Below are 21,555 nucleotides of genomic sequence, written 5' to 3' on the forward strand. Positions count from 1 at the left end.
CTGGCTTTAGCCTAACAGCGTTGAGCCGAACGCCCCCTGCCAATCCTGCTCGAACTTCTCGACCGCGGCCTGCACCGCCGGCGCACTGAGGAACTGCTCCGCGACGTCCACCGGCAGCGTGATGGCCTGGCAGCCCGCCAACAGGCACTCCAGCGCCTGGCGCGGTGTTTTGAAGCTGGCGGCCAGCACCTGCGCCGACGGCGCGTGCAGGCTCAGCAGCTGCTGCAGCTCGTGCACCATTTCAATACCGTCGCCGCCCTGCGCGTCAACCCGATTGACGTAAGGCGCCACATATTCCGCCCCGGCCAAGGCGGCCAACAGCCCCTGCCCGGCACCGTACACCGCGGTGCCCAGCGTCGGGATGGACATCGTTTTAAGCTTCTTGATCGCCGCCAATCCCTCCGCGGTTGCCGGGATCTTCACCACCAGCCCCGGTACCCGCTGGCTGAGCAGCGACGCCTCCGCCACCATGCGCTCCGCATCGGCCGCCATCACCTGCGCGAATAGCTTGCCGGTGCCGCCAAGGGCGTCGCGCAGCGCAGGCAGCACTTCCCAGATCGGCTTGCCTTCCTTCGCCACGATGCTCGGGTTGGTGGTGACGCCGTGCAGCGGCAGAATGCGCGCCAGGCGTTTTACCGCGGTCACATCGGCGGTATCGAGATAAAGCTCCATCACGGACTCCTGTGTCATGTTCTGTGGGCGGATTCAAACTCTGATCATCATAGGGCAAAAACCCCGTCAACTTTTGATCAAAATCAATTCAACTTTCATTCGAAAGACCTTTAATGGCGAAAGATTCAGCAACGCCAAACGGGTGATTCATGTTCTTCAATCTGCAGCGCTACTCGACCCATGATGGCCCCGGCATCCGCAGCGTGGTCTTTTTAAAAGGGTGCCCGCTGAGCTGCCGCTGGTGTCAGAACCCGGAAAGCCGCTCGCGCCACGCGGATCTGCTGTTTGACGAGCGCCTGTGTCTGAGCGGCTGTACGCTGTGCACCGAGCGCTGCCCACAAGGCCTGCTACGTGACGAGGGCGCACTGACGCTGCGGCGCGACGTCATCAGCGCAGACGACTACGCGGCGCTGGCCGCCGCCTGCCCAACCGGCGCGCTCAGCCTGTGCGGCAGCGTGGTCAACCCCGACGATATCATGGCCGAGGTGATGCGGGATAAGCCTTTCTACCTGCGCAGCGGCGGCGGTTTAACGCTGTCCGGCGGCGAACCCTTTATGCAGCCGGAAGTCGCGGCGGAGCTGCTGCGGCGCGGCCGCGAAGCCGGCATCCACACCGCCGTCGAATCCTGTCTGCACGTGCCGTGGCATTACATCGCCCCTTCGTTGCCCTGGCTGGATCTGCTGTTGGCCGATCTCAAACACACCGATGAAGCGCGTTTCAAAACCTGGACCGGCGGCTCGGCCCGCCGGGTGATGAACAATTTTCGCCGGCTGGCGGCGCACGGCGTGCCAATGACCGTGCGCGTACCGCTGATCCCCGATTTCAATGCCGATCGCCACTCTGTCCGCGCGATTGTCGACTTCGCCGCCGACGAGATCGGCGTATCGGAGATCCACTTTCTGCCGTACCACACGCTGGGCATCAACAAGTATCACCTGCTCGGCGAACCCTACCGCGCCGCCCGCACACCGCTGGACGCGCCCGATCTGCTGGCCTTCGCCGAAACGTACGCCGGCGCCAAAGGCCTGACCGCCATTTTGCGAGGATAACGCCATGACCACATTGGATTTGACCACCCTCAGCGCCCGTATTCAGGCGCATAAGAACGCGCTGATCCACATCGTCAAACCGCCGGTGTGCACCGAACGCGCGCAGCACTATACCGAGGCCTATCAGCAGCATCAGGATCGGCCGCTGCCGGTGCGCCGTGCGCTGGCGCTGGCCAACCACCTGGCGAAGCGCAGCATCTGGATCGCCAACGACGAGCTGATCGTCGGCAACCAGGCCAGCGAGCTGCGCGCCGCGCCGATCTTCCCCGAATACACCGTCGGCTGGATAGAAAACGAGATAGACCAGTTGGCAGACCGGCCGGGTGCCGGCTTCTCGGTCAGCGAAGAGAATAAGGCGATTTTGCACCGTCTGTGCCCATGGTGGCGCGGCCAAACGGTGCAGGATCGCTGCTACGGCATGTTCACCGACGAACAAAAGGCGCTGCTGGCCACCGGCATCATCAAGGCCGAGGGCAACATGACCTCTGGCGACGCCCATCTGGCGGTCAACTTCCCGCTGCTACTGGAACATGGCCTCGACGGCCTGCGCGAAAAAGTGAACGCGCGCCGCAGCCGCCTGCGCCTGACCGAGTGGGAAGATCTGCACAAAGCGCAGTTTCTCAACGCTATCGATATCGTGCTGACGGCGCTGAGTGAGCACATCCTACGCTTCGCACGCCTGGCGCGCGATATGGCGCAACGCGAAACCCGCGACTGGCGTCGCACCGAGCTGCTGGCTATCGCAGACAACTGCGACCTGATCGCCCATCGCCCGCCGCAAACCTTCTGGCAGGCGCTGCAACTGTGCTACTTCATCCAGCTGACGTTGCAGATCGAATCCAACGGCCATTCGGTTTCCTTCGGTCGCCTCGACCAATATCTTTATCCCTGGTATCGGCGCGACGTGGAGCTGGAGCAAAACCTGGCGCGGGAAGACGCCATCGAGCTGCTGCACAGCTGCTGGCTGAAGCTGCTGGAGATCAACAAGATCCGCTCCGGCTCGCACTCCAAGGCCTCCGCCGGCAGCCCGCTGTACCAAAACGTCACCATCGGCGGGCAAAAACGGGTCGATGGGCGGCCGTGTGACGCGGTCAATCCGCTGTCCTACGCCATTCTCGAATCCTGCGGCCGCCTGCGTTCCACCCAGCCCAACCTCAGCGTGCGTTACCACGCCGGGATGAGCGCCGATTTCCTCGACGCCTGCGTACAGGTGATCCGCTGCGGCTTCGGCATGCCGGCATTCAATAACGACGAAATCGTCATTCCCGAGTTCATCAAGCTGGGGGTCGAGCCGCAGGACGCTTACGACTACGCAGCCATCGGCTGTATCGAGACCGCCGTCGGCGGCAAATGGGGTTATCGCTGCACCGGCATGAGCTTCATCAACTTCGCCCGCGTGCTGCTGGCGGCGCTGGAACAAGGCCGCGACGCCACCTCCGGGCAGATCTTCCTGCCGCAGGAACAGGCGCTGTCCAAAGGAAACTTCGCCGATTTCGAACAGGTCTTAACCGCCTGGGATCGGCAAATTCGCTACTACACGCGCAAGTCGATCGAGATCGAGTGCGTGGTGGACAGCGTGCTGGAGGAGAACGCCCACGATATCCTCTGCTCCGCGCTGGTGGATGACTGCATTGAACGCGGCAAAAGCATCAAGCAAGGCGGCGCCAAATACGACTGGGTTTCCGGCCTGCAGGTCGGCATCGCCAACCTGGGCAACAGCCTGGCGGCGGTGCGCAAACTGGTGTTCGACCAAGGGGCAATCGGCCAGCAGCAGCTGGCGGCCGCGCTGGCCGAAGACTTCGCCGGACTGGATGGCGAACAACTGCGTCAGCGGCTGCTCAACGCCGCGCCCAAATACGGCAACGATGTGGACGAGGTCGATCGGCTGCTGGTGCGCGCCTACCAAACCTACATCGAAGAACTGAAACAGTACCGCAACACCCGCTTCGGCCGCGGGCCGATCGGCGGCGGCTACTACGCCGGCACCTCGTCGATTTCGGCCAACGTGCCCTTCGGCGCCGCCACCCTGGCCACGCCGGATGGGCGCAAGGCGCACCAGCCTCTGGCGGAAGGCGCCAGCCCGGCGTCCGGCACCGACCACCTGGGGCCAACGGCGGTGTTCAATTCGCTCGCCAAGTTGCCAACCGAGGCGATCCTTGGCGGCGTGCTGCTCAATCAGAAGCTGAATCCGGCGACGCTGGACAACCCGCGCGATCGGGAAAAGCTGATGCTGATGTTGCGCACCTTCTTCGAGAGCTATCGCGGTTGGCATGTGCAGTACAACATCGTGTCGCGCGAAACGCTGCTGGCGGCGAAGCAACACCCTGACCAATATCGTGATTTAGTGGTTCGCGTAGCTGGCTATTCCGCTTTCTTTACCGCATTATCCCCTGAGGCGCAGGATGATATTATTGCGCGCACAGAACATACTCTTTAAACCTTTGACTCTTAGCGGCCGCGCCTTGGCGGCCGCATCATCAGGCCGATATGAATTTACGACAACAGACCATATTGCAGTTGGTTAACGATCGCCGGCGGATCAGCGTCAATGAGCTGGCGCGGGCCTCGGGCGTATCGGAAGTCACCATCCGGCAGGATCTCAACCTGCTGGAAAAACGCAGTTATTTGAAGCGCGTACACGGTTCCGCCGTGGCGTTGGAAAGCGACGACGTCGACGCTCGCATGATGTCCAATTTCACCCTCAAACAACGATTGGCACAGTACGCCGCGGCGCAGGTCAACGACGGTGAGACGATCTTCATCGAGAGCGGCAGCGCCAACGCCCTGCTGGCGCGCTACATCGCCGAACGCAAGCGTATTACGCTGATCACCGTCAGCCACTATATCGCCAACCTGCTGAAAGAAACCGACTGCGACGTGATTGTCCTCGGCGGCATGTATCAGAAGAAAAGCGAGACCGTGGTCGGCCCGCTCACACGGCTGTGCATTCAGCAGGTGCATTTCAACAAGGCGTTTATCGGCATTGACGGCTTTCAGGCCGAAACCGGCTTTACCGGCCGCGACATGATGCGCGCCGACGTGGTCAGCGCGGTGCTGGCCAAGGGCGTGGAGAATATCGTGCTGACGGACTCCAGCAAATTCGGCCAGATCCAACCCAACCCGCTGGCGCAGCCGGGGCAAATCAGCCGAGTGATCACCGATTCACGCCTGGCGCTGGAGTATCAGCATCAGCTGAAACGCCAGGGCGTACAGGTGGAGCTGGTCAACGAATAACGCGGGCCGCCACCGCACCTCTCGCGTCGCGCGGGCCACGCCGCGCGCCGTTTCCCTTGTGCAACGGGATTTTAAGACTATTTACCTGTTTATCCTTTCAGAGAAACCTATACTCAGTTTCGGTCACTTTTGGGCCGTAACCTGCTAATTATTCGGCCGTTAACAAAAAGTGCCATTTTTTATATCGATACTGTACGGGAATCAACAGCAGGCCTGATTTATGGTTAGCGCCTATACTTAGAGGGCACTTCCATATAGCCAATGCTAAGGAGAAGTCATTATGATGATTATCAATAAACGTTTCGCCACCGCCGCTCTGGCTCTGACTCTGGCGTTTTCACTGAGCGCCTGTTCCAACATGTCCAAACGCGATCGCAACACCGCTATCGGCGCCGGCGCCGGTGCAGTCGGCGGCGCAGTGCTGACAGACGGCAGCGCGTTGGGCACGCTGGGTGGGGCTGCGGTAGGGGGCATCATCGGTCACCAGGTTGGCAAATAACCTTTCCGATGTTCCTCTGCCGACAGGCGGGCAAAAGCGCCGAGGCGCTTTGACGTATTAACCAGAATAACGATGATTTCAGGTCTGCTTTACTTTAAGTCTATGGTTCTTTCGCCGTTAACGGGCTAACTCCCGGCAGCAACAGCCTCAAGCCATGCCGCAGCATTGCACTGCGGCATGGCTATTCGCCTCAACCGCCCGCCAGTTTGACCTTCATGCCTTTGGCTTCCAGTAGCTGTTTGAGCAGATCGCGTTTATCGCCCTGGATCTCGATGATCCCGTCTTTCACCGAACCGCCGCAGCCGCATTTCTTTTTCAGTTCGGCCGCCAGTTTGTCGAGCGCAGCGTCATCCAGATCGACGCCGGTAATCAGGCACACGCCCTTCCCCTTGCGGCCGCTAGTCTGACGCTGGATGCGCACGATGCCGTCGCCCTTGGCGCGTTGCGGTTTAACGTCTTCCTGCTTGATGCGGCCGGTGTCCGTGGAATACACCAGGCGGCTGTTATCGTCATTCATCGGCGGTTCCTCAGGCCAAAGAGGCGCGGATCGCGCGCAGCGTCGCGGCCGGATCCGCAGATTGGGTGATCGGACGCCCAATCACCATGTAGTCCACGCCAGCGGCCTGCGCCTGCACTGGCGTCATAATGCGGCGCTGATCGCCCGCCGCGCTGCCTTCAGGGCGGATCCCCGGCGTCACCAGCTGGAAAGCCTGCCCGCAGGCGGCCTTCAGGCGCTGCGCTTCATGAGCCGAACACACCACGCCGTCCAGCCCGCAGTCGCGGGTCAGGCGCGCCAGGCGCTCGGCGTGTTCCGCCGGGCTGGCTTCGATACCAATGCCGCGCAGGTCTTCCGCTTCCATACTGGTGAGCACCGTCACGGCGATCAGCAGCGGCGCATCCGCCCCGAATGACGTCAGCGCTTCTTTAGCGGCGGTCATCATGCGCGCGCCGCCGCTGGCGTGGACGTTGACCATCCAAACGCCCAGCTCGGCCGCCGCCGCGACCGCATGCGCGGTGGTATTGGGAATATCGTGGAATTTCAGGTCAAGAAATACGTCGAAGCCACGCCCGTGCAGATCGCGCACCAGCTGCGGCCCGAACAGCGTGAACATTTCTTTGCCCACTTTCAGCCGGCAGTCTTGCGGATCGATACGGTCGGCGAACGCCAGCGCGGCATTCTTATCGGCGTAATCTAACGCCACAACGATTGGAGATGATTTTAAGTCATTGTTATTAGCGTTATTTTCAGACTTCATTTCTTCTACCTTCTGTAAAATAGACATAATCAGGGACTCACCCGCGAAACTGACCGCCGCATTCTACATGCCGGGGGCCAGAAATCCCAGCCGCAGCGCGCACCGGCGCTCTGTCATGTTACCTCTCACCTTTGTCATGGTGCGTCAACGAAAGCGCGCCAGCGATAAACCACGCAGCGTAAAACGCCGTAAAGATGCGTAAATTATCAATCAAATATTTTGAATAAATTACTCAGCATTATCAGATTTTCAATCGGCCAAGATGCTTTATTATTCACCACATCGGAAGCGAATGGCTTCCTTCCTAAATAAACAGACTGGAGTCACCTATGAAAACCATCAAATATTTTGCAGCCGCTGCCGCTATCGCACTGACCTCTTTCGCCACTTTCGCCGCTGAGCCGATCAGCAGCCAGCAGGCCGATAGCCTGACCGCCACCGGCGTCGTTTCCGCAGGTCATGCGACCACCCTCAGCAGCCTGGAGAAAAAACTGGCCGCTAAAGCGGATGCCCAGGGCGCCAGCAGCTACCGCATCATCTCCGCCGGTGGTAACAACATGCTGAGCGGCACCGCGGTCATCTACAAATAATGTTTCCGGTACAGGGCCCGCTCGCTCGGGTCCTGCCTCTGTTTCCCGCCTGAAAAAACCGCATCTTGCTCGCCTTACACTGTTACAAAAATATTAAATTTTTATTACACACTAGACACCCGATCGCCAGTGGCTTAGCTTGAAGGCATCTTCCTGCAGAAAGGCTTTCAAAATGAGCGAGATATCGACACTTACCATTAAAATTCCTCTGGCACTGAAGGAAAAAATCCGCGCCGCCGCCGCTGAAAACGAGTTTTCATTGAGCGTGGAAGTGTGCCAGCGCCTGGAAAGCAGCTTCAGCGCCCCCGCCGCCAAGGCAGAAAAACCGACCAAAAAGGCGGATGAGCTGCACCACGGCGAGATCGACAATCAAAGCACTGAAGAAGAGATTGAACAGCCGCTGAGCCAGAAAGAGCTGAAGAAACTGCGTCAGCTGTTGAAAACTGGCGCCAAAGGCGGCAAGAAAAAGTAAGCGATGAACGTAGAAAAACGGGGCGATGAATCGCCCCGTTTTATTTTGTCGCGCCGCCGCGTTATTGTCCGTCCAGACCGCGGATCGGTTTGACCGATGACCAGGCGCGGCACGACGGACAATGCCAATAGAGCGAGTGTGCGGTAAATCCGCACTTGTGGCAGCGGTAACGCGGCTTGGTGCGAATTTGCTCGCCGACCATATCGCGCAACAACAGCAGACTCTCTTTCGCACGGCCGTCTTCGGCGTCCGCCAGGTGATAATCCATCAACCGATAAAACACCCGCATAGTAGGATGACGCTGTAGCTGACGGTTGATATAGACCTGCACCACGTCGCGCCCTTCGTGCTGCTCGATGATCTCGGCCAACATCAGATCGGCGGTAGCGCCGGTGTTCTCTTCTACGCAGCGCTTAAGGAATTCAGCCCAGTTGTGCTGTTGTTCCGGCAGATGCGTGTAGCATTCCTGCAGCATCGGTAGCGTTTCGCTGACCAATTCTTTGTCCTGGCTCAGTACGCGCTGCAGCGACTCTGCCGCTTTGGCGTAGTCGTTTTGCGCCATGTAGATGCGCCCGAACATGATGGATACTCGTGCACACTGTTTATCGGCCGCGTCCGCACGCTTAAGTAAGCTCATCGCCCGATCGAGATCGTCACTGCCCATCGCCTGCAATGCCAGCTCACAGTAGAAATGCGCAATCTCGACGCGCTGTTTCTCTTTGCCCAGCTTGACCAGCTTTTCCGCCACGTCGATGGCTTTCTGCCAATCGCTGGTGGCCTGATGGATCACCAGCAACTGCTGCAGCGCCGATACGCGGAAATCCGCTTCGTCAGTCAACTGGCTGAACATGTCTTCCGCGCGATCGTACAGCCCGGCCGCCATATAGTCGCGGCCCAACTGCTGTACCGCCAGCAGGCGCTGTTCGAAGGTCAGGGAAGCGCTTTCCATCAAAGCCTGATGGATGCGGATGGCGCGGTCGACTTCACCGCGCGAACGGAACAGGTTACCCAGCGTCAGGTGGGCTTCAACGGTGTTGCTGTCCTCTTTCAACATGTCGAGGAACAGATCGACCGCCTTGTCCTGCTGGTTGGAAAGCAGAAAGTTCACCCCTGCCACGTATTCGCGCGACAGGCGGTTGGCTTCTTGCTGTTTATCCTGCTGAGCGCTTCTGCGCCCCATGTACCAACCATACGCGGCAGCCACGGGCAGCAACAGAAACAGCAGTTCTAACATAGAGGGTTATTCCTTGCTGACAACGGCCTGAGCCGCCGGTTCAGCGGGCTGCTCAAGCTGCAGCTCCAGCCTTTTGATCTTGCGCTCGGCGCGGCCCAGCGCAATGCGCGTGCGCAGGTAGAACAGGCCGCAAATGATCCAACCGAGAACGAAGCCGGCGCCAAACAGCGTGGCCAACAGGGTCGATACGCGATAATCGCCCTGCGCAACCAGATAGTTAAAATTGACCACCTGATCGTTATGCGCACCCAAAGTGACGGAAATCACGAAGATCACCAGAACCAACAAAAAAATCAGCAAATATTTCACATTCTTTCCCGCGATGCCGAGTGAATCGGATGAACGATGCCAAAACGTGGCGTCCCTAACCCTTAAGTTAGCATTTCCCGCTGCGGCAGGGAAACCCTGCGGCACGATAAAACCACATATCTGCTGGCATATTCGGCAGTAAACGGCTTTAGCGAACAAATTGATGAGAAAGCTTCTCAAAACGTCGAATTTATAAGGATATGGGGGCAACCGCGTGGAATGCAATGGCGGGAAAATGTAAGCGATTGATGCGGCGCCGATCCGACGCCGCGCTTTTTGTGACATCGTCACGTTAAGACATGATTAACCCGCCATCCACATTGATGGTTTGGCCGGTGATATAATCGGCATCATCTGAGGCAAGGAAGGCCACGAGACCCGCCACATCTTCGGGTTGCCCGGCACGCTTGAGCGGAATACCCGCCACCCACTCGGCCATCAACTCCCCTTTGCCGTAAGTTTTTTCCGGGCCGCTGAGAATTTCTCCCCAAACGCGGTCGTTATATTCCCACATCTCGCTTTCAATGATGCCGGGGCAGAATGCATTGACGGTGATGCCATGTGTCGCCAGCTCAAGCGCTAAACTCTGCGTAATGCCGATCACCCCCATTTTGCTGGCGGCGTAATGCGGTGTGTAAATAAACCCGTTACGCCCCTGGCCGGAAGAGGTGTTGATCAGGCGCCCCTTGCGCTGGCCGACCATATATTTAGCCGCCTCCCGGCAACAGAGCCAGACCGCCGTAGTATTTACCGCCAACACTTTCTCAAAATCGCTTTTGGGCATCTGGTCAAAACGATCGATAGTGATCACCCCGGCGTTCTGAATAGAAACGTCGATCGCGCCAAATCGCTCCCAGACCTGACGATAAAAATCAACTACCTGTGCTTCATCGGTAACGTCGAGGATGACCGGCAGCACCGCCACCCGATAACGCTGGCGCAGCGTTTCCGCCGCGGTCAGAATGCGCTCCGCATTCGATGCGATCGCCAGATTGGCACCCAAACTGGCGAAATGCTCGGCGATACCGGCGCCAATGCCGCGGCATGCGCCGGTAATCACCACGGTTTTCCCCGTGAAGTCACGATTCATGATTGTTCTCCTGTTATCAATGAGGCCATCTGCGGCCGCCACAAGGTGCGCTGTACCGCCTGCCGCCACGCGCTGTAGCTTTCCTGCAGCTGGTGGTGGCGCTGCATATCGGGTTTAAACTCATCATGTTGAGGCAACAGTGCCGCCAGTTGCCGATCGGTAGCTCCCCACAGGCTGCGCATCGCCATCAACGCCGCCCCCAGGGCCGACAGTTCCGCCGTGTTGCTGCGCCACACCGGGCAACCCAGCAGATCGGCCTGAAACTGCATCAGCCAGTCATTGCGGCTGGGGCCGCCATCGGCCATCAGCCCCTGCAGCGCAAAACCCGGTTGTTGCCGCAGTACGCCGATCACATCGGCGATTTGATAAGCCACCGATTCAAAAGCGGCCCGCACCAAATGTTCTCGCCGCGTGCCGCGGCTGAGCCCGCAAATCACGCCGCGCGCCTGCTCATCCCACCAGGGTGCGCCGGCACCGGTCAGCGCCGGTACAAAATAGACACCACCGCTATCGGGCACGCGAACAGGCAGTTCACTCAACGGCGCTTCGTCCTCCGACGGCATGGCGGCGATATCCAGCATCCAGGCGATAGCATCGCCGGTGTGGGGAATATTGCCCTCCAGTGCGTACTGCATGCGTCCACCGTCATGCCAAGCGATGGTCGTTGCCAGAGCGCTCGTATCGCATTGCGCGTCGGCGATTGGCGCCATCACCGATGATCCGGTGCCATAGGTGGCTTTGACCTGCCCAGCCTGACCCAGCGCATGGCCATAAAGCGCCGCATGCGAATCCCCTACCATCGCAGCAATTGGAATGCCGTCAGCAATGCCGTCCAATCCCAACGTCGTACCGAACAGATGGCTGGAGGGATGGATCGTCGGCAGCGCCTGACGGGGAATATTGAACAGCGCCAGCATCTGCTCGTCCCAATCGCCGGAAACAAGGTTCAGCAGCTGAGTGCGAGCGGCGTTGGAGATATCGCAACCGAATGCCTGTCCTCCGCTCAACTGCCACAGCAGCCAGGCATCGATGGTGCCCAGGCACAGCTCGCCGTTCTCCGCCAACCGCTGTCCCTCTTCGCAGTGATCGAGCAACCAACGCATTTTCGACGCCGAGAACAAGGGTGAAAGCGGCAAACCGGTGGCGCGACGCACTGCTTCCTCCTGCCGATCGCGCCGCAGCCGTTCGCAGAAATCGGCGGAACGCGCGCATTGCCAAGTTAAGGCAGGCCCGATAGGCTGGCCGTTGGAACGCCGCCAGCCGATGGCGGTTTCACGCTGGTTGCTGATGGCGATACCGGCAATGCGGGATGCTCCGGCCAACGCAATAGCCTCCCGCAATACCGCCAGAGAGGCCGCCAGCAAGGTCTCGCCCCGTTGCTCCACCCAACCGGGCTGCGGCGTCTGCAACGTCAGTGGCCTGCTGGCCCTGGCGACGATCGTACCCTGCGCATCCACCACCACGGCCTTGGCGTTGCTGGTGCCCTCGTCCAACGCGACAATGCAGTCTGCTTTAACCATGGCTCACCTCAACCAGCGGCTGCACCGCTTTTTTTTCCTGGCGCTGCATCAGAATGACCTTGCTCTGCAAACGCTGCTGGAACTGGTCAATCACCACGGCGGTGACGATCACCAGCCCTTTAATCACCATTTGCCAGAACTCGCTGACGCCCATCATCACCAAGCCGTCCGCCAGAAAAACGATCACAAAGGCGCCGATGATCGAACCGAATACCCTGCCGCGACCACCGCTCAGCGCCGTACCGCCCAGCACCGTCGCGCCGATGGCGTCCATTTCGAACATATTGCCGGTCATCGGGTGCGCGGTCTGCAATTGAGAAGCGATGACCAGCCCCACCAGCGCCGCGCACAGCCCGGAAAACGCATAGACGAACATTTTCACTTTGACGATCGGCACCCCCGACAGCCGCGCTGCCGGCTCATTGCCGCCAATGGCATAGATATAACGGCCCAGCGGCGTTTTCTTAGTGAGATAGATCCCCAACAACACGATGGCCAACATCAGCCAAATCGGGTTGTAAATTCCCAGGAAGGTGCCGGACCCCAGGGCCGCGAAACCAGTGTTGCCCAGCGCTTCCATGCCCACCAGATTGGGATAGGTTTTGCCGTCCGCCGTCAGCAACGCGGCCCCACGCGCCACGTACATCGCCCCCAGGGTGCAGATGAATGGCGCAACGCCGAGCCGCGTGATCAGCGTGCCGTTGATCAAACCCAACAACACGCCCAACAGCGCCACCGCGCCGATCACTTCAAAAACGTTGAGAAACAGCCGATTGCCCTCCCACAGCGGGATACCGACGGTCAATAGCGCACCGGCAATCATCCCGCACAAACCTGCCACCGCGCCGACCGACAAGTCGATGCCACCGGTGAGGATCACCAGCGTCATGCCAACCGCCAGCAGCCCGGTAATCGCCACGTGCTGTGTCATGATCAGCAGATTAGAGACGGTCAGAAAATTCGGCACCATGCTGCTGAAGAACAGCACCACCAGCAACAGGGCGATGAAGGTGCGCGCCTGCAGCAAATACATATACAACCGATACTTGGTTTGCATTGCCTTATCCTTATGCATGAGGGGTTGAGGCGCGGATCAGCGTTTCGCGATCGGCCCGTTCACGCGGCAGATCGGCCGTCAGCTGCCCGTCCGCCATCACCATCACCCGGTCGGCCAGTGAGACCACCTCATCCAGCTCCGATGAAGAGAACATCACCGCCAACCCCTGGCGCGCCATCGCGCCAATCAGGTGGTAAACGTCCGTTTTGGCACCGACGTCAATTCCGCGCGTCGGCTCATCAAGAAACACCACCTGCGGCCCGGTCAGCAGCGCCTTGCCCAACACCACTTTCTGCTGATTGCCGCCGCTCAGGCTGGTAATTGGCAGCTCCCGGTCACTGACCTTGATCGCCAGTTTTTCGATCATGCCATCGACCAACGTACACTCCCCGGCCGACGCCAACGGCCGTAGCGCATTACGTCCCAGGCTGGCCAGGGTCATGTTGGCCTTGATCGACATCATCTGCACCAACCCCTCCGCCTGCCTGTCTTCCGGCACCAGCGCCATGCCCAACGCCATGCGTTGACGGAATCCCAGCCGCTCCACGCTTTTGCCGTTGAGCAAAATGCGACCTGCCGTCTGGCGCATCACGCCGTTGAGCACTTTGAACAGTTCGGTACGGCCGGCCCCCAGCAGGCCATAAATGCCGATCACTTCCCCTTTGCGCAGTGAAAAACTGACGTCGTTAAGGCAATAGCCGCCGTTTTCACGCGGCAGCGTCAGCTGTTCGACCTTCAACACTTCATCCCCTTGTTCTGCCGCGCAATAATCAAAGTGCTTGCTCTTTTCCCCCACCATCTTTTCGATGATCCACGGAATGCTGACGTTACTGACCGGTTCGGCGGCAACAAAACGCCCGTCGCGAAACACCGTGATGCGATCGCCAATCTCCATCAGCTCTTCCAGTCGGTGAGAAATGTAGATGATGGTGACGCCGCGTTTTTTCAGATCGGCGATCACCCGAAACAGCGTGCGCACTTCGGCCTGACTCAGCGCCGACGTCGGCTCATCCATGATCAGCACCCGGGTGTCCTTCGCCAGGGCACGGGCAATTTCAACCAGCTGCTGATGACCGATACCGAGGCTGCCCAACGGCGTATGCGGATCGATATCCAACTCCAGCCGCTGCAGCAAGGATTTGGCCAGCTGATACTGATAGTCCACATTGATACGGCCGCGCTGGAAGAACTCGTTGGCCATAAAAATGTTGTCCATGACCGACATGTTGGGGAACAGGTTCAGCTCCTGAAAAATAATGCTGATCCCGAGCCGCTCCGCCTGCTGCGTGGAGGTTAACGTCACCGCTTTCCCCTCCAGCTCGATAGTGCCGGAGGACGGGGTTTCCACCCCCGCCAGCAGCTTCATCATGGTCGACTTGCCGGCGCCATTCTCGCCGATCAGCACGTTGACCTGGTTGCGAAACACTCGATAACTCACGCTATCCAACGCGGTGACGCCCGGATAGAGACGCGAAACGTTGCGCGTTTGAATAATGATCGGATCGCTCATCACGCCCCCTTAAGGTTGAATGCGCACCGGCGTGATCAACAGCGGCTCGGCAGGTGCCTGCCAGCTGCTGAATACGCCATACACGGTAATGTGGTCACCCACCTTGGGCTGGGATCCGGTCAGTTCGTCGATCGAAGCCTGGTTAATCGCCCTGGCAAAATCGCCGAACAGCGCTTGGTCATTGAAATCGCTGTAGCTCAGGCCGCGATAGCTGTCGCGTAACGCCGTACCGCGGTAGACCGGCCCGATCTGCACCTCCACGCTGCTGAGCGGCGCATCGGTCAGTGCGAGCGTTAATTTTCCGCTGCGCGAGCGGGTGTTGACCGCCGCGACTTCACCACTGACCTTGACGTTGAAGTAACAAGGAAACTCCGGTTGAGCACGGTACCCCAGCAGGCCGCAAGCGCTGTCAAAATCCTTGGCTTGGGCGATCCGGGCGATCAGCTCGCCCAGCGGCTGCGCCGTTTTGACCGTTTGCGGGGCGATTTTGCTGCGGTAAATCTCCGCTGCCTGCGCCACATGTGGATTCACCGGGGAGCGAAGCTCCGCCAGCTTTTTCTCCGAGACGATACGGCAACCGCTCAACGTCAGGACGACGATGACGGTCAACGCAATGCGCATCGACATAACAACACCTCCGATCGCACCCCGCCACCAGGACGGGGTGGTGAAAGACGCCGCTCAGCGCGGGTTACGGTTTGAAGTTGAAGTCACTGACCCGTTGCGCATTGTCTTTGCCGATCAGGATGCCGCGGAACATCACGCGTTCCTTGCCGGTATAGCTGCCGGATTGGAAATAACCGTCGAGGATTTCAACGCCCTGCGCAGCGATAGCCTGCGCCTGCAACATCACGCTGGCGTAGAGGTTGCCGTTAAGAATGGCGTCACGTTCATCGTTGCTGCCGTCGATGCCCACCACGGTGACATCCTGCCGGCCAGCGGCCTTCAGCGCCGCCACTGCGCCCAGCGCAACCGGGCCGTTGCCGCAGATCACGCCCTTGATGTCCGGATGCGCCTGCAAAATGCTGTCCATGATGCGTTTCCCCTCCAGCAGATTACCCTTGGCATCCTGACGCGCCACGCTGACCATCTCAGGATATTGGTCGATCACGTTGTGGAACGACTGCGAACGCGTAACGCAGTTATTGTCCGCCAGGTTGCAGGTCAGCTCGGCGTATTTGCCGGTTTCCCCCATTTTTTCCACAAACTGGTTGGCGACGTCCGAGCCGGCCTGGAAGTTGTTATGGGTGATCTGCGCCAACGCCACGCCATCAACCGGGATCTCGCGGTTGATCAGCACCACTGGAATGCCGGCGTTTTTCGCCTGCTGTACGGCGGCGACGCTGGCCTGGGAATCGGCGTTATCCAAAATGATGCCCTGAACCTTACGGCCGATAACCAGGCTGATGAGCTCTCCCTGGCGCTTAACGTCTTCGCCGTGCGACAGCACCAGCGTCTGATAGCCGAGAGACTTGGCTTTGGCCTCGGCCCCCTTGGCTTCCGCGGAGTAATAAGGGTTGTCCAATGAGTTGACGAGGATGGCGATCGTGCCCTTTTCCGCCGCCATGGCAGAGGTGAAGGCAAAACCGGTGAGCAGGGTAAGGTAAGTGGCTATTTTTCTCATGATGGTGTTCTCTTATCGTTGTGTTGAACATCGTCTGGTGTTGGCGATCGCTGCGGTTGCCGCTTACCAAATGGTAAAACCGCCGTCGATCATCAGGTCCGCGCCGGTAATCATGTCGCTGCCGTTGCTGGCAAAAAACAGGATCGCCGCCGCGATTTCATCGGTATAAGCAAAACGCCCCAGTGGGATCAGCTTTTTCATCGCCTCGCCCTTTTCGCCTCGCCAGGCTTTCTCTCCCATAGGCGTCAGCACCACGGTGGGCGATAACGTATTGACGGTGATGCCGTGCGGCGCCCACTCTTTGGCCATCACCTTGGTCATGCCTAGCAGCCCCGCCTTGGCGGAGGTGTAAGCACAGTGATCGTCAATGGCGATGGAAGCCGCCTGCGACGCGATGTTGATGATTTTCCCGCCGTGGCCGGCGGTTATCGCGCGGCGCGCCAGTTCTTGTGAGCACAGGAAAGGCCCGGTGAGATTGACCGCCAGATGGCGCTGCCACTCCTCGAGCGTGACTTCTGTCGCCGGCTGCAAATTAACGTAGCCGGCGCAGTTGACCAGGATATCGAGCCGGCCAAAGCGCCGCTCAGCCGCGTTGAAGGCGGCAGCCACCGAGTCGGGTTCGGTCACGTCGCACACCTGACAGAACACCTGTTCATCGCCCAACTCTCGCAGCGCTGCCGCGGCCTTGTCTTGTTCAAAGGCCGGATACATCAACACCAGGCGCGCGCCCTTTTCCAACAGCAGGCGATTGGCTGCCATCGCGATGCCGCCCAAACCGCCGGTGATTACCGCAACCTTCCCTGCCAGCGACATCCGGCTATCGACACCGTAGCGTAAATTAACGTCATATTCGTTCCGCTCCATCGCATCCCCCTATTGAGTTAACTGTGCATGCAATCCTGCCGCATCGATGGCGTATTGCCGCCGCAGCGCCGCCCGGCTGCTGCTGTGGGTAAATTCGTAAGCCGGCACGCCCAGCGCGGTAAACGGCCGCGGCAGCTGATGCCGCAGCAACAATTCACCGATGATGGTGCCTAAACCACCGCTGAGCGCATGTTCCTCCATGGTCAGCACCCGGCGGTGCGAGCGCATTAGCGCCACTACCGCCGCCTCATTGAGTGGCCAGAGCGAAGGGAGAGAGACAATGGTCGGGTTATCGCCCAATGCCAGCACCTTCATCGCCTCATGAGCCACCGTGCCCAAACAGAACACCAGGTTATCTTCCCCCTGGTGCAACACCTCCGGCTCTCCCGGACGGAATTGGTAATCCGCGTTCAACACCGGCAACTTGTCGCTGTCCATACGGATATAGGCCGGGCCGGGTTGTGCGATAACATAACGGACAATCTCTGCCGCTTGCCGCGCATCCGCAGGCGCATAGACGCAGAGATTGCCCAGCGTGCGGGCAATGGCGATATCGTTCATGCAATGGTGCGTCGCCCCCAGCGGCCCATAGCCGAATCCGGCATTCAGGCCGAGCATTTTCACGTTGGTCTCCGTGTAGCAAACATCGTTTTTCATCTGTTCGTTAGAACGAGCGAAAAGGAAAGGTGCCGCGTTGGCAGTAAAGACCGTGCGGCCGCTGAGCGCCATGCCGGCGGCCATGCCTACCATGTTCTGCTCGGCGATACCGACGTTCACCACCCGCTCCGGATAAGCCTGCTCAAAGGGCGCGATTTTCGACGTGGACGTGGAATCCGCCACCATCACGCTCAGATCCGCACCCGCCCGTTGCTGTTCGATCAACGCCGTTACCACCGCATCGCGTAAATCCTGCATGTTTACCCCTCCAGTTCCGCCAGCGCCTGCGCCAGCTGTTGTTCGTCCGGTACCGCGTGATGCCAGGCGGCAACGTTAGCCATAAACGACACGCCGTGCCCCTTTTCGGTATTGGCCAAAATCACTCGCGGCTTGTCCTGGCTCGGGCGTTGGATCGCCGCCACCAGCGCCGCCGGATCGTGGCCGTCACATTCCAGAGTTTCAAAGCCGAAAGCGCGCCATTTTTCCGCCAACGGTTCCAGCGGCATGATGGCCTCTGTCTTTCCCGCCAGTTGCAGCCGGTTGCGATCGACGATGGCAATCAGGTTATCCAGCTTAAATTTGCTGGCCGCCATCGCCGCCTCCCAATTGGAACCCTCTGCCAGTTCGCCGTCGCCCAGCAACACGAAAGCGCGGCGATGCGCACGCCCCGCCAGCTTGTTGCCCAGCGCCAGCCCCACGCCGATCGGCAGCCCATGCCCCAAACCGCCAGAGTTAATCTCCACCAGCTCCGGCAGCTTCTGCCGCACCGGATGCCCGGCCAACAAGGTGTCGTCGCCCATGAACTGATCGAGCACCGCAGGATCCAGCAAGCCCATCGCCGCGCAACTGCAGTAGAAACCGCCGGCGCCATGCCCTTTAGACAAAATGAACCGATCCTGATCGGGCCGGGCATTGCTGCGATCCATCACCGCCATATACAAGGTGCAGATGATGTCGATCTCCGACAGATCGGCGCCGGTATGGCCCTTGCCTGCCTTATGGTTCATGGTCACCACATATCGGCGCGCCTGGCGTGCCGTGTTTTTAATCGCCTGAAAGTCCATCGTCACCTCTGCATAAGCGCCCTGATTATCGTTATCGCATCGAAATTGATCCGTTAACTCGCCATTGATTTTCGAATGGAAATCATATGCAGCAAAAACGATAATTAATGTGGGCAAGATCAAATTTCAAGCAAAAGCGCTTACCAGACAATCAAAGAATCAATAAAAACCAATAAATAACAATAATATAAAGTAAAATCACCGAGTTTGATTTAGTTTTTACCGTTGATTTCATTGGACTCCATTGATTTTCGAACAAAAACCAATGCAGTTTATCCGTGGCTTTATCAATAATCGCGAGCTAAAATTCAGCGCATCAATAAGGAGTTGCCGTAGCAAACCGCGTGGCGGGAACTGACAGGTACTGATAGGTGCAGGAGTCTTTCGATTGAAAAGCAAAAGCGAACAGCTGGCGGAAATGCAGCAACGGCGCGAAAAGATCCTCGACATGATCCGCGAAGACGGCTCGGCGACGGTCAAAATGCTTACCGATACCTTCAAGCTGACCGAGGCGACCATTCGTACCGATCTGCGCGTCCTGCAGCAGCAAGGCTATGTGCAGCGCTTCCACGGTGGTGCAACCCTGGTTGATGGCAAGCAAAATACTCATGCCATGCTGCTGGAACGCCAGGTTAACCTGACCGCCAAAGATCGCATCGGCAAGCTCGCCGCCGGTTTTATCGAACCCGGCGACACCATCATTCTTGATTCGGGCACCACCACCACGGCTATCGCCAATCACCTGAATCACATAAAGAAACTGTCCGTTATCACCACCGGCGTCAATATTGCACTGCAGCTGGGCGGCGAACCGGGCGTGAATATTTTGCTGACCGGGGGCTCATTCAAATTCCCTACGCTCTCCACCTCCGGGGACAAAGCCGCCAGCTTCTTCGAAAACGTGCTGGCGCAAAAACTGTTCCTCGCGACGGCCTGCATCTCGCCCCGCCACGGGCTCAGTTTCCCAAGCGAAACCGACATCAAACTGAAAATGGCGATGATCAATGCAGCCAACACGGTGTATGTGGTGGCCGACTCAAGCAAGATCGATAAGGTTTCAATGTTTGCGCTGCCTTGTGACTGGCAGCATATCGACTATTTGATTACCGACAACGGAATTAGCGATTCCGCACTGCAGGCATTTGAAAAGGTAGGCATTAAGGTCTTGGTGGCAGGCGCCTGAACGGCGCCTGTGAAAGAAGTGATTATTCCGGCTTGCGCGCCGCGATTTCCTGCTGCTCTTGCGGCGGCGGCGTCAGCGGACCGAACCAGCGCTGCGCCAGCCAGCAGGTGATCACCACCAGCAACCAACTGATCAACGTGGCCATTGCCAGATCGCGCGGCCAGTGCATGCCCAGCAGCAGACGGCTGCCCATCACACCCGTTGCCCACACCATCAGCAGCGCGACGGTTTTATAATGGCGGCGCGGCCACAGCAGCCCTACGCCCAACAGTGCCCAGGTGGCAGCGAACATGGTGTGCCCGGACGGAAAAGCAAAGCCGGTTTCAAACTGCCAGTGCTTGCGCAGCCAGTTCGGCACCAGCGTCTGATCTTGCAACTGCTCGCGCACCAGCGCGCTGCGCTCTTTGCGCTGCAGCGAGTAGAAATACTTGCCGTCCACACCGTGAGTTTGCTCCAACCACACCACGAAAGGACGCGGTTCTTGCACCCGATCCTTGATCAACGACTTCACGCCCTGCCCAATCAACAGCGCGGCGAAAAGCAGCATCGCCAGACCGATCGCCGGCTTCAGCCGAAAGCGCAGGCACCACAAAAACCAACCGCAAAGGATCGCGCTGGTCAGAATGCCCCACGGCGAGGTCACGGTTTCGGTCACCCAGTACAGCGCTTTGAGCAGCCGATCATTGCCGCCGGGCTGCCAGTGCCAGCCGGATGCCCATACTACCAGCGGCATCAACAGCAGCAGCAGCGCGCCGCCCGCCGTACGTTTCGCTATCTCATACATTCCCGTTTTCCTCTGCGTGAATCAGTCCGCAGTGTAACAAGAGTGCAATATTGATAACACGCGAAAAATTAAACAGATAGGCAACCTATCGCAATAATAGGTGGCCAGAAAACGCCATCTGCTGGTTTGCTGAGCACCGCCCGGCAAGAAGTTGTGGCAAAATAGCCGATAATTAACGAAATAGAGATCGGCGTAGCACGTTTTAGTCTTGGTCAATTCACTGAACCGGACTTAGGATGCGCGACAATGATTGAATCGTAGGTTTTTGTGGAGAATGACATGCAGCTTAAACGGGTGGCAGAGGCTAAACTGCCGACACCTTGGGGCGATTTCCTGATGGTAGGATTCGAAGAACTGGCGACCGGGCATGACCATCTGGCACTGGTATTCGGTGATATTTCCGGCGAAGTGCCGGTACTCGCACGCGTGCATTCCGAATGTCTGACCGGTGACGCCTTATTCAGCCTGCGCTGCGACTGCGGTTTTCAACTCGAAGCCGCACTGGAGCAGATCGCCGAAGAAGGCCGCGGCATCCTGCTTTATCATCGCCAGGAGGGCCGCAATATCGGCCTGTTGAACAAGATCCGCGCCTACGCCCTGCAGGATAAGGGCGCAGACACCGTGGAAGCTAACCATCAGCTCGGCTTCGCCGCCGACGAGCGCGACTTCACCCTGTGCGCCGATATGTTCAAACTGCTGGGCGTCGACGCGGTGCGTTTGCTGACCAACAACCCGAAAAAGGTCGAGATCCTGACCGAAGCCGGTATCAATATCAGCGAGCGCGTGCCGCTGATCGTCGGCCGCAATCCGAAGAACGAACGCTATCTGGCCACCAAGGCCGCCAAAATGGGCCATTTGCTCGACCAGAAGTGATCGCTACCGCGGTG

At 58.9% G+C, this 21,555-nt stretch carries 23 protein-coding genes; 8 read left to right on the plus strand and 15 right to left on the minus strand.

The genetic code is table 11. The features are described 5' to 3' along the window. Positions 1-6 precede the first annotated feature (6 nt). The gene (gene fsa, locus ACJ8J4_RS04030) at positions 7-672 is read right to left on the minus strand and encodes a fructose-6-phosphate aldolase (RefSeq protein ID WP_049205488.1); all 666 of its coding nucleotides are present in this window, start codon (positions 670-672) and stop codon (positions 7-9) included. A 149-nt stretch (positions 673-821) separates the two neighbouring features. On the opposite strand from fsa, the gene ACJ8J4_RS04035 reads away from it, so the two are divergent. The 4 genes from ACJ8J4_RS04035 (at position 822) to osmB (ending at position 5,454) form a co-directional block, all read left to right on the plus strand. After that, positions 822-1,721, plus strand: coding sequence for a glycyl-radical enzyme activating protein (locus tag ACJ8J4_RS04035; protein ID WP_049205489.1), 900 nt, complete (start codon positions 822-824; stop codon positions 1,719-1,721). Between the two features lie 4 nt (positions 1,722-1,725). Further along, positions 1,726-4,158, plus strand: a complete 2,433-nt coding sequence (locus ACJ8J4_RS04040) for a formate C-acetyltransferase/glycerol dehydratase family glycyl radical enzyme (RefSeq protein ID WP_049295728.1) — start codon at positions 1,726-1,728, stop codon at positions 4,156-4,158. Between the two features lie 50 nt (positions 4,159-4,208). Beyond that, positions 4,209-4,955, plus strand: coding sequence for a DeoR/GlpR family DNA-binding transcription regulator (locus ACJ8J4_RS04045; protein WP_004930631.1), 747 nt, complete (start codon positions 4,209-4,211; stop codon positions 4,953-4,955). A gap of 280 nt (positions 4,956-5,235) precedes the next feature. Next, entirely contained in the window at positions 5,236-5,454 is a 219-nt protein-coding gene (gene osmB, locus ACJ8J4_RS04050) for an osmotically-inducible lipoprotein OsmB (protein WP_004945176.1), read from the plus strand. A gap of 190 nt (positions 5,455-5,644) precedes the next feature. Here the strand turns inward: osmB and yciH are convergent, their stop codons facing one another. Together yciH and pyrF are read right to left on the minus strand one after the other, a co-directional pair. Then, entirely contained in the window at positions 5,645-5,971 is a 327-nt protein-coding gene (gene yciH, locus ACJ8J4_RS04055) for a stress response translation initiation inhibitor YciH (protein WP_025303019.1), read from the minus strand. A 10-nt stretch (positions 5,972-5,981) separates the two neighbouring features. Continuing rightward, a complete protein-coding gene (pyrF, locus tag ACJ8J4_RS04060; RefSeq protein ID WP_025303020.1) occupies positions 5,982-6,710 on the minus strand; it encodes an orotidine-5'-phosphate decarboxylase in 729 nt (242 codons plus the stop codon). Positions 6,711-7,039: 329 nt separating this feature from the next. On the opposite strand from pyrF, the gene bhsA reads away from it, so the two are divergent. Together bhsA and ACJ8J4_RS04070 are read left to right on the plus strand one after the other, a co-directional pair. After that, on the plus strand, positions 7,040-7,300 hold the full coding sequence (gene bhsA / locus ACJ8J4_RS04065; RefSeq protein ID WP_025303021.1) for a multiple stress resistance protein BhsA: 261 nt from the start codon (positions 7,040-7,042) through the stop codon (positions 7,298-7,300). Positions 7,301-7,472: 172 nt separating this feature from the next. Further along, entirely contained in the window at positions 7,473-7,772 is a 300-nt protein-coding gene (locus ACJ8J4_RS04070) for an Arc family DNA-binding protein (RefSeq protein WP_025303022.1), read from the plus strand. Between the two features lie 61 nt (positions 7,773-7,833). On the opposite strand, the gene lapB is transcribed toward ACJ8J4_RS04070, so the two are convergent. The 11 genes from lapB to ACJ8J4_RS04125 all read right to left on the minus strand — a co-directional run bounded on the left by lapB (position 7,834) and on the right by ACJ8J4_RS04125 (position 18,701). Then, a complete protein-coding gene (gene lapB / locus ACJ8J4_RS04075) occupies positions 7,834-9,006 on the minus strand; it encodes a lipopolysaccharide assembly protein LapB (protein WP_025303023.1) in 1,173 nt (390 codons plus the stop codon). 6 nt (positions 9,007-9,012) lie between these two features. Further along, positions 9,013-9,315 carry a LapA family protein gene (locus ACJ8J4_RS04080; RefSeq protein ID WP_025303024.1) on the minus strand — a complete coding sequence of 101 codons (303 nt, stop codon included), beginning with the start codon at positions 9,313-9,315 and terminating at the stop codon, positions 9,013-9,015. 292 nt (positions 9,316-9,607) lie between these two features. Beyond that, the gene (locus ACJ8J4_RS04085; protein WP_025303025.1) at positions 9,608-10,405 is read right to left on the minus strand and encodes an SDR family oxidoreductase; all 798 of its coding nucleotides are present in this window, start codon (positions 10,403-10,405) and stop codon (positions 9,608-9,610) included. Then, positions 10,402-11,925, minus strand: a complete 1,524-nt coding sequence (locus ACJ8J4_RS04090; protein ID WP_049295733.1) for an FGGY family carbohydrate kinase — start codon at positions 11,923-11,925, stop codon at positions 10,402-10,404. Before ACJ8J4_RS04090 ends, ACJ8J4_RS04085 begins: the two co-directional genes overlap by 4 nt. Then, positions 11,918-12,982, minus strand: coding sequence for an ABC transporter permease (locus ACJ8J4_RS04095; protein ID WP_049295734.1), 1,065 nt, complete (start codon positions 12,980-12,982; stop codon positions 11,918-11,920). The genes ACJ8J4_RS04090 and ACJ8J4_RS04095 overlap by 8 nt, the downstream gene beginning before the upstream one ends. 10 nt (positions 12,983-12,992) lie before the next feature. Continuing rightward, positions 12,993-14,492 (minus strand): sugar ABC transporter ATP-binding protein, encoded by a 1,500-nt coding sequence (locus tag ACJ8J4_RS04100; RefSeq protein WP_043142531.1) that lies wholly within the window; start codon positions 14,490-14,492, stop codon positions 12,993-12,995. 9 nt (positions 14,493-14,501) lie between these two features. Continuing rightward, complete coding sequence (locus ACJ8J4_RS04105) at positions 14,502-15,119, minus strand: DUF2291 family protein (RefSeq protein ID WP_025303029.1); 618 nt, start codon at positions 15,117-15,119, stop codon at positions 14,502-14,504. A gap of 64 nt (positions 15,120-15,183) precedes the next feature. Beyond that, positions 15,184-16,116 carry a D-ribose ABC transporter substrate-binding protein gene (locus ACJ8J4_RS04110; protein WP_025303030.1) on the minus strand — a complete coding sequence of 311 codons (933 nt, stop codon included), beginning with the start codon at positions 16,114-16,116 and terminating at the stop codon, positions 15,184-15,186. 63 nt (positions 16,117-16,179) lie between these two features. Next, the gene (locus tag ACJ8J4_RS04115; RefSeq protein WP_025303031.1) at positions 16,180-16,980 is read right to left on the minus strand and encodes a GolD/DthD family dehydrogenase; all 801 of its coding nucleotides are present in this window, start codon (positions 16,978-16,980) and stop codon (positions 16,180-16,182) included. Positions 16,981-16,989: 9 nt separating this feature from the next. Then, complete coding sequence (locus ACJ8J4_RS04120; protein WP_089195944.1) at positions 16,990-17,895, minus strand: transketolase family protein; 906 nt, start codon at positions 17,893-17,895, stop codon at positions 16,990-16,992. A 2-nt stretch (positions 17,896-17,897) separates the two neighbouring features. Beyond that, entirely contained in the window at positions 17,898-18,701 is an 804-nt protein-coding gene (locus ACJ8J4_RS04125) for a transketolase (RefSeq protein WP_043142526.1), read from the minus strand. Positions 18,702-19,089: 388 nt separating this feature from the next. Here ACJ8J4_RS04125 and ACJ8J4_RS04130 point away from each other — a divergent pair, with 388 nt between their 5' ends. Continuing rightward, on the plus strand, positions 19,090-19,884 hold the full coding sequence (locus ACJ8J4_RS04130; protein ID WP_089180979.1) for a DeoR/GlpR family DNA-binding transcription regulator: 795 nt from the start codon (positions 19,090-19,092) through the stop codon (positions 19,882-19,884). A 22-nt stretch (positions 19,885-19,906) separates the two neighbouring features. Here the strand turns inward: ACJ8J4_RS04130 and pgpB are convergent, their stop codons facing one another. Next, positions 19,907-20,668: a phosphatidylglycerophosphatase B gene (gene pgpB, locus ACJ8J4_RS04135; protein ID WP_043142522.1), complete on the minus strand. Its 762-nt coding sequence runs from the start codon at positions 20,666-20,668 to the stop codon at positions 19,907-19,909. 279 nt (positions 20,669-20,947) lie between these two features. Between pgpB and ribA the strand changes: the two genes are divergently transcribed. Continuing rightward, complete coding sequence (gene ribA / locus ACJ8J4_RS04140; RefSeq protein WP_025303036.1) at positions 20,948-21,541, plus strand: GTP cyclohydrolase II; 594 nt, start codon at positions 20,948-20,950, stop codon at positions 21,539-21,541. Positions 21,542-21,555 lie beyond the last annotated feature (14 nt).

The sequence above is a fragment of the Serratia sp. CY47280 genome (assembly GCF_052168655.1).
In the GTDB taxonomy this organism is placed as follows: Bacteria; Pseudomonadota; Gammaproteobacteria; order Enterobacterales; family Enterobacteriaceae; genus Serratia; species Serratia bockelmannii.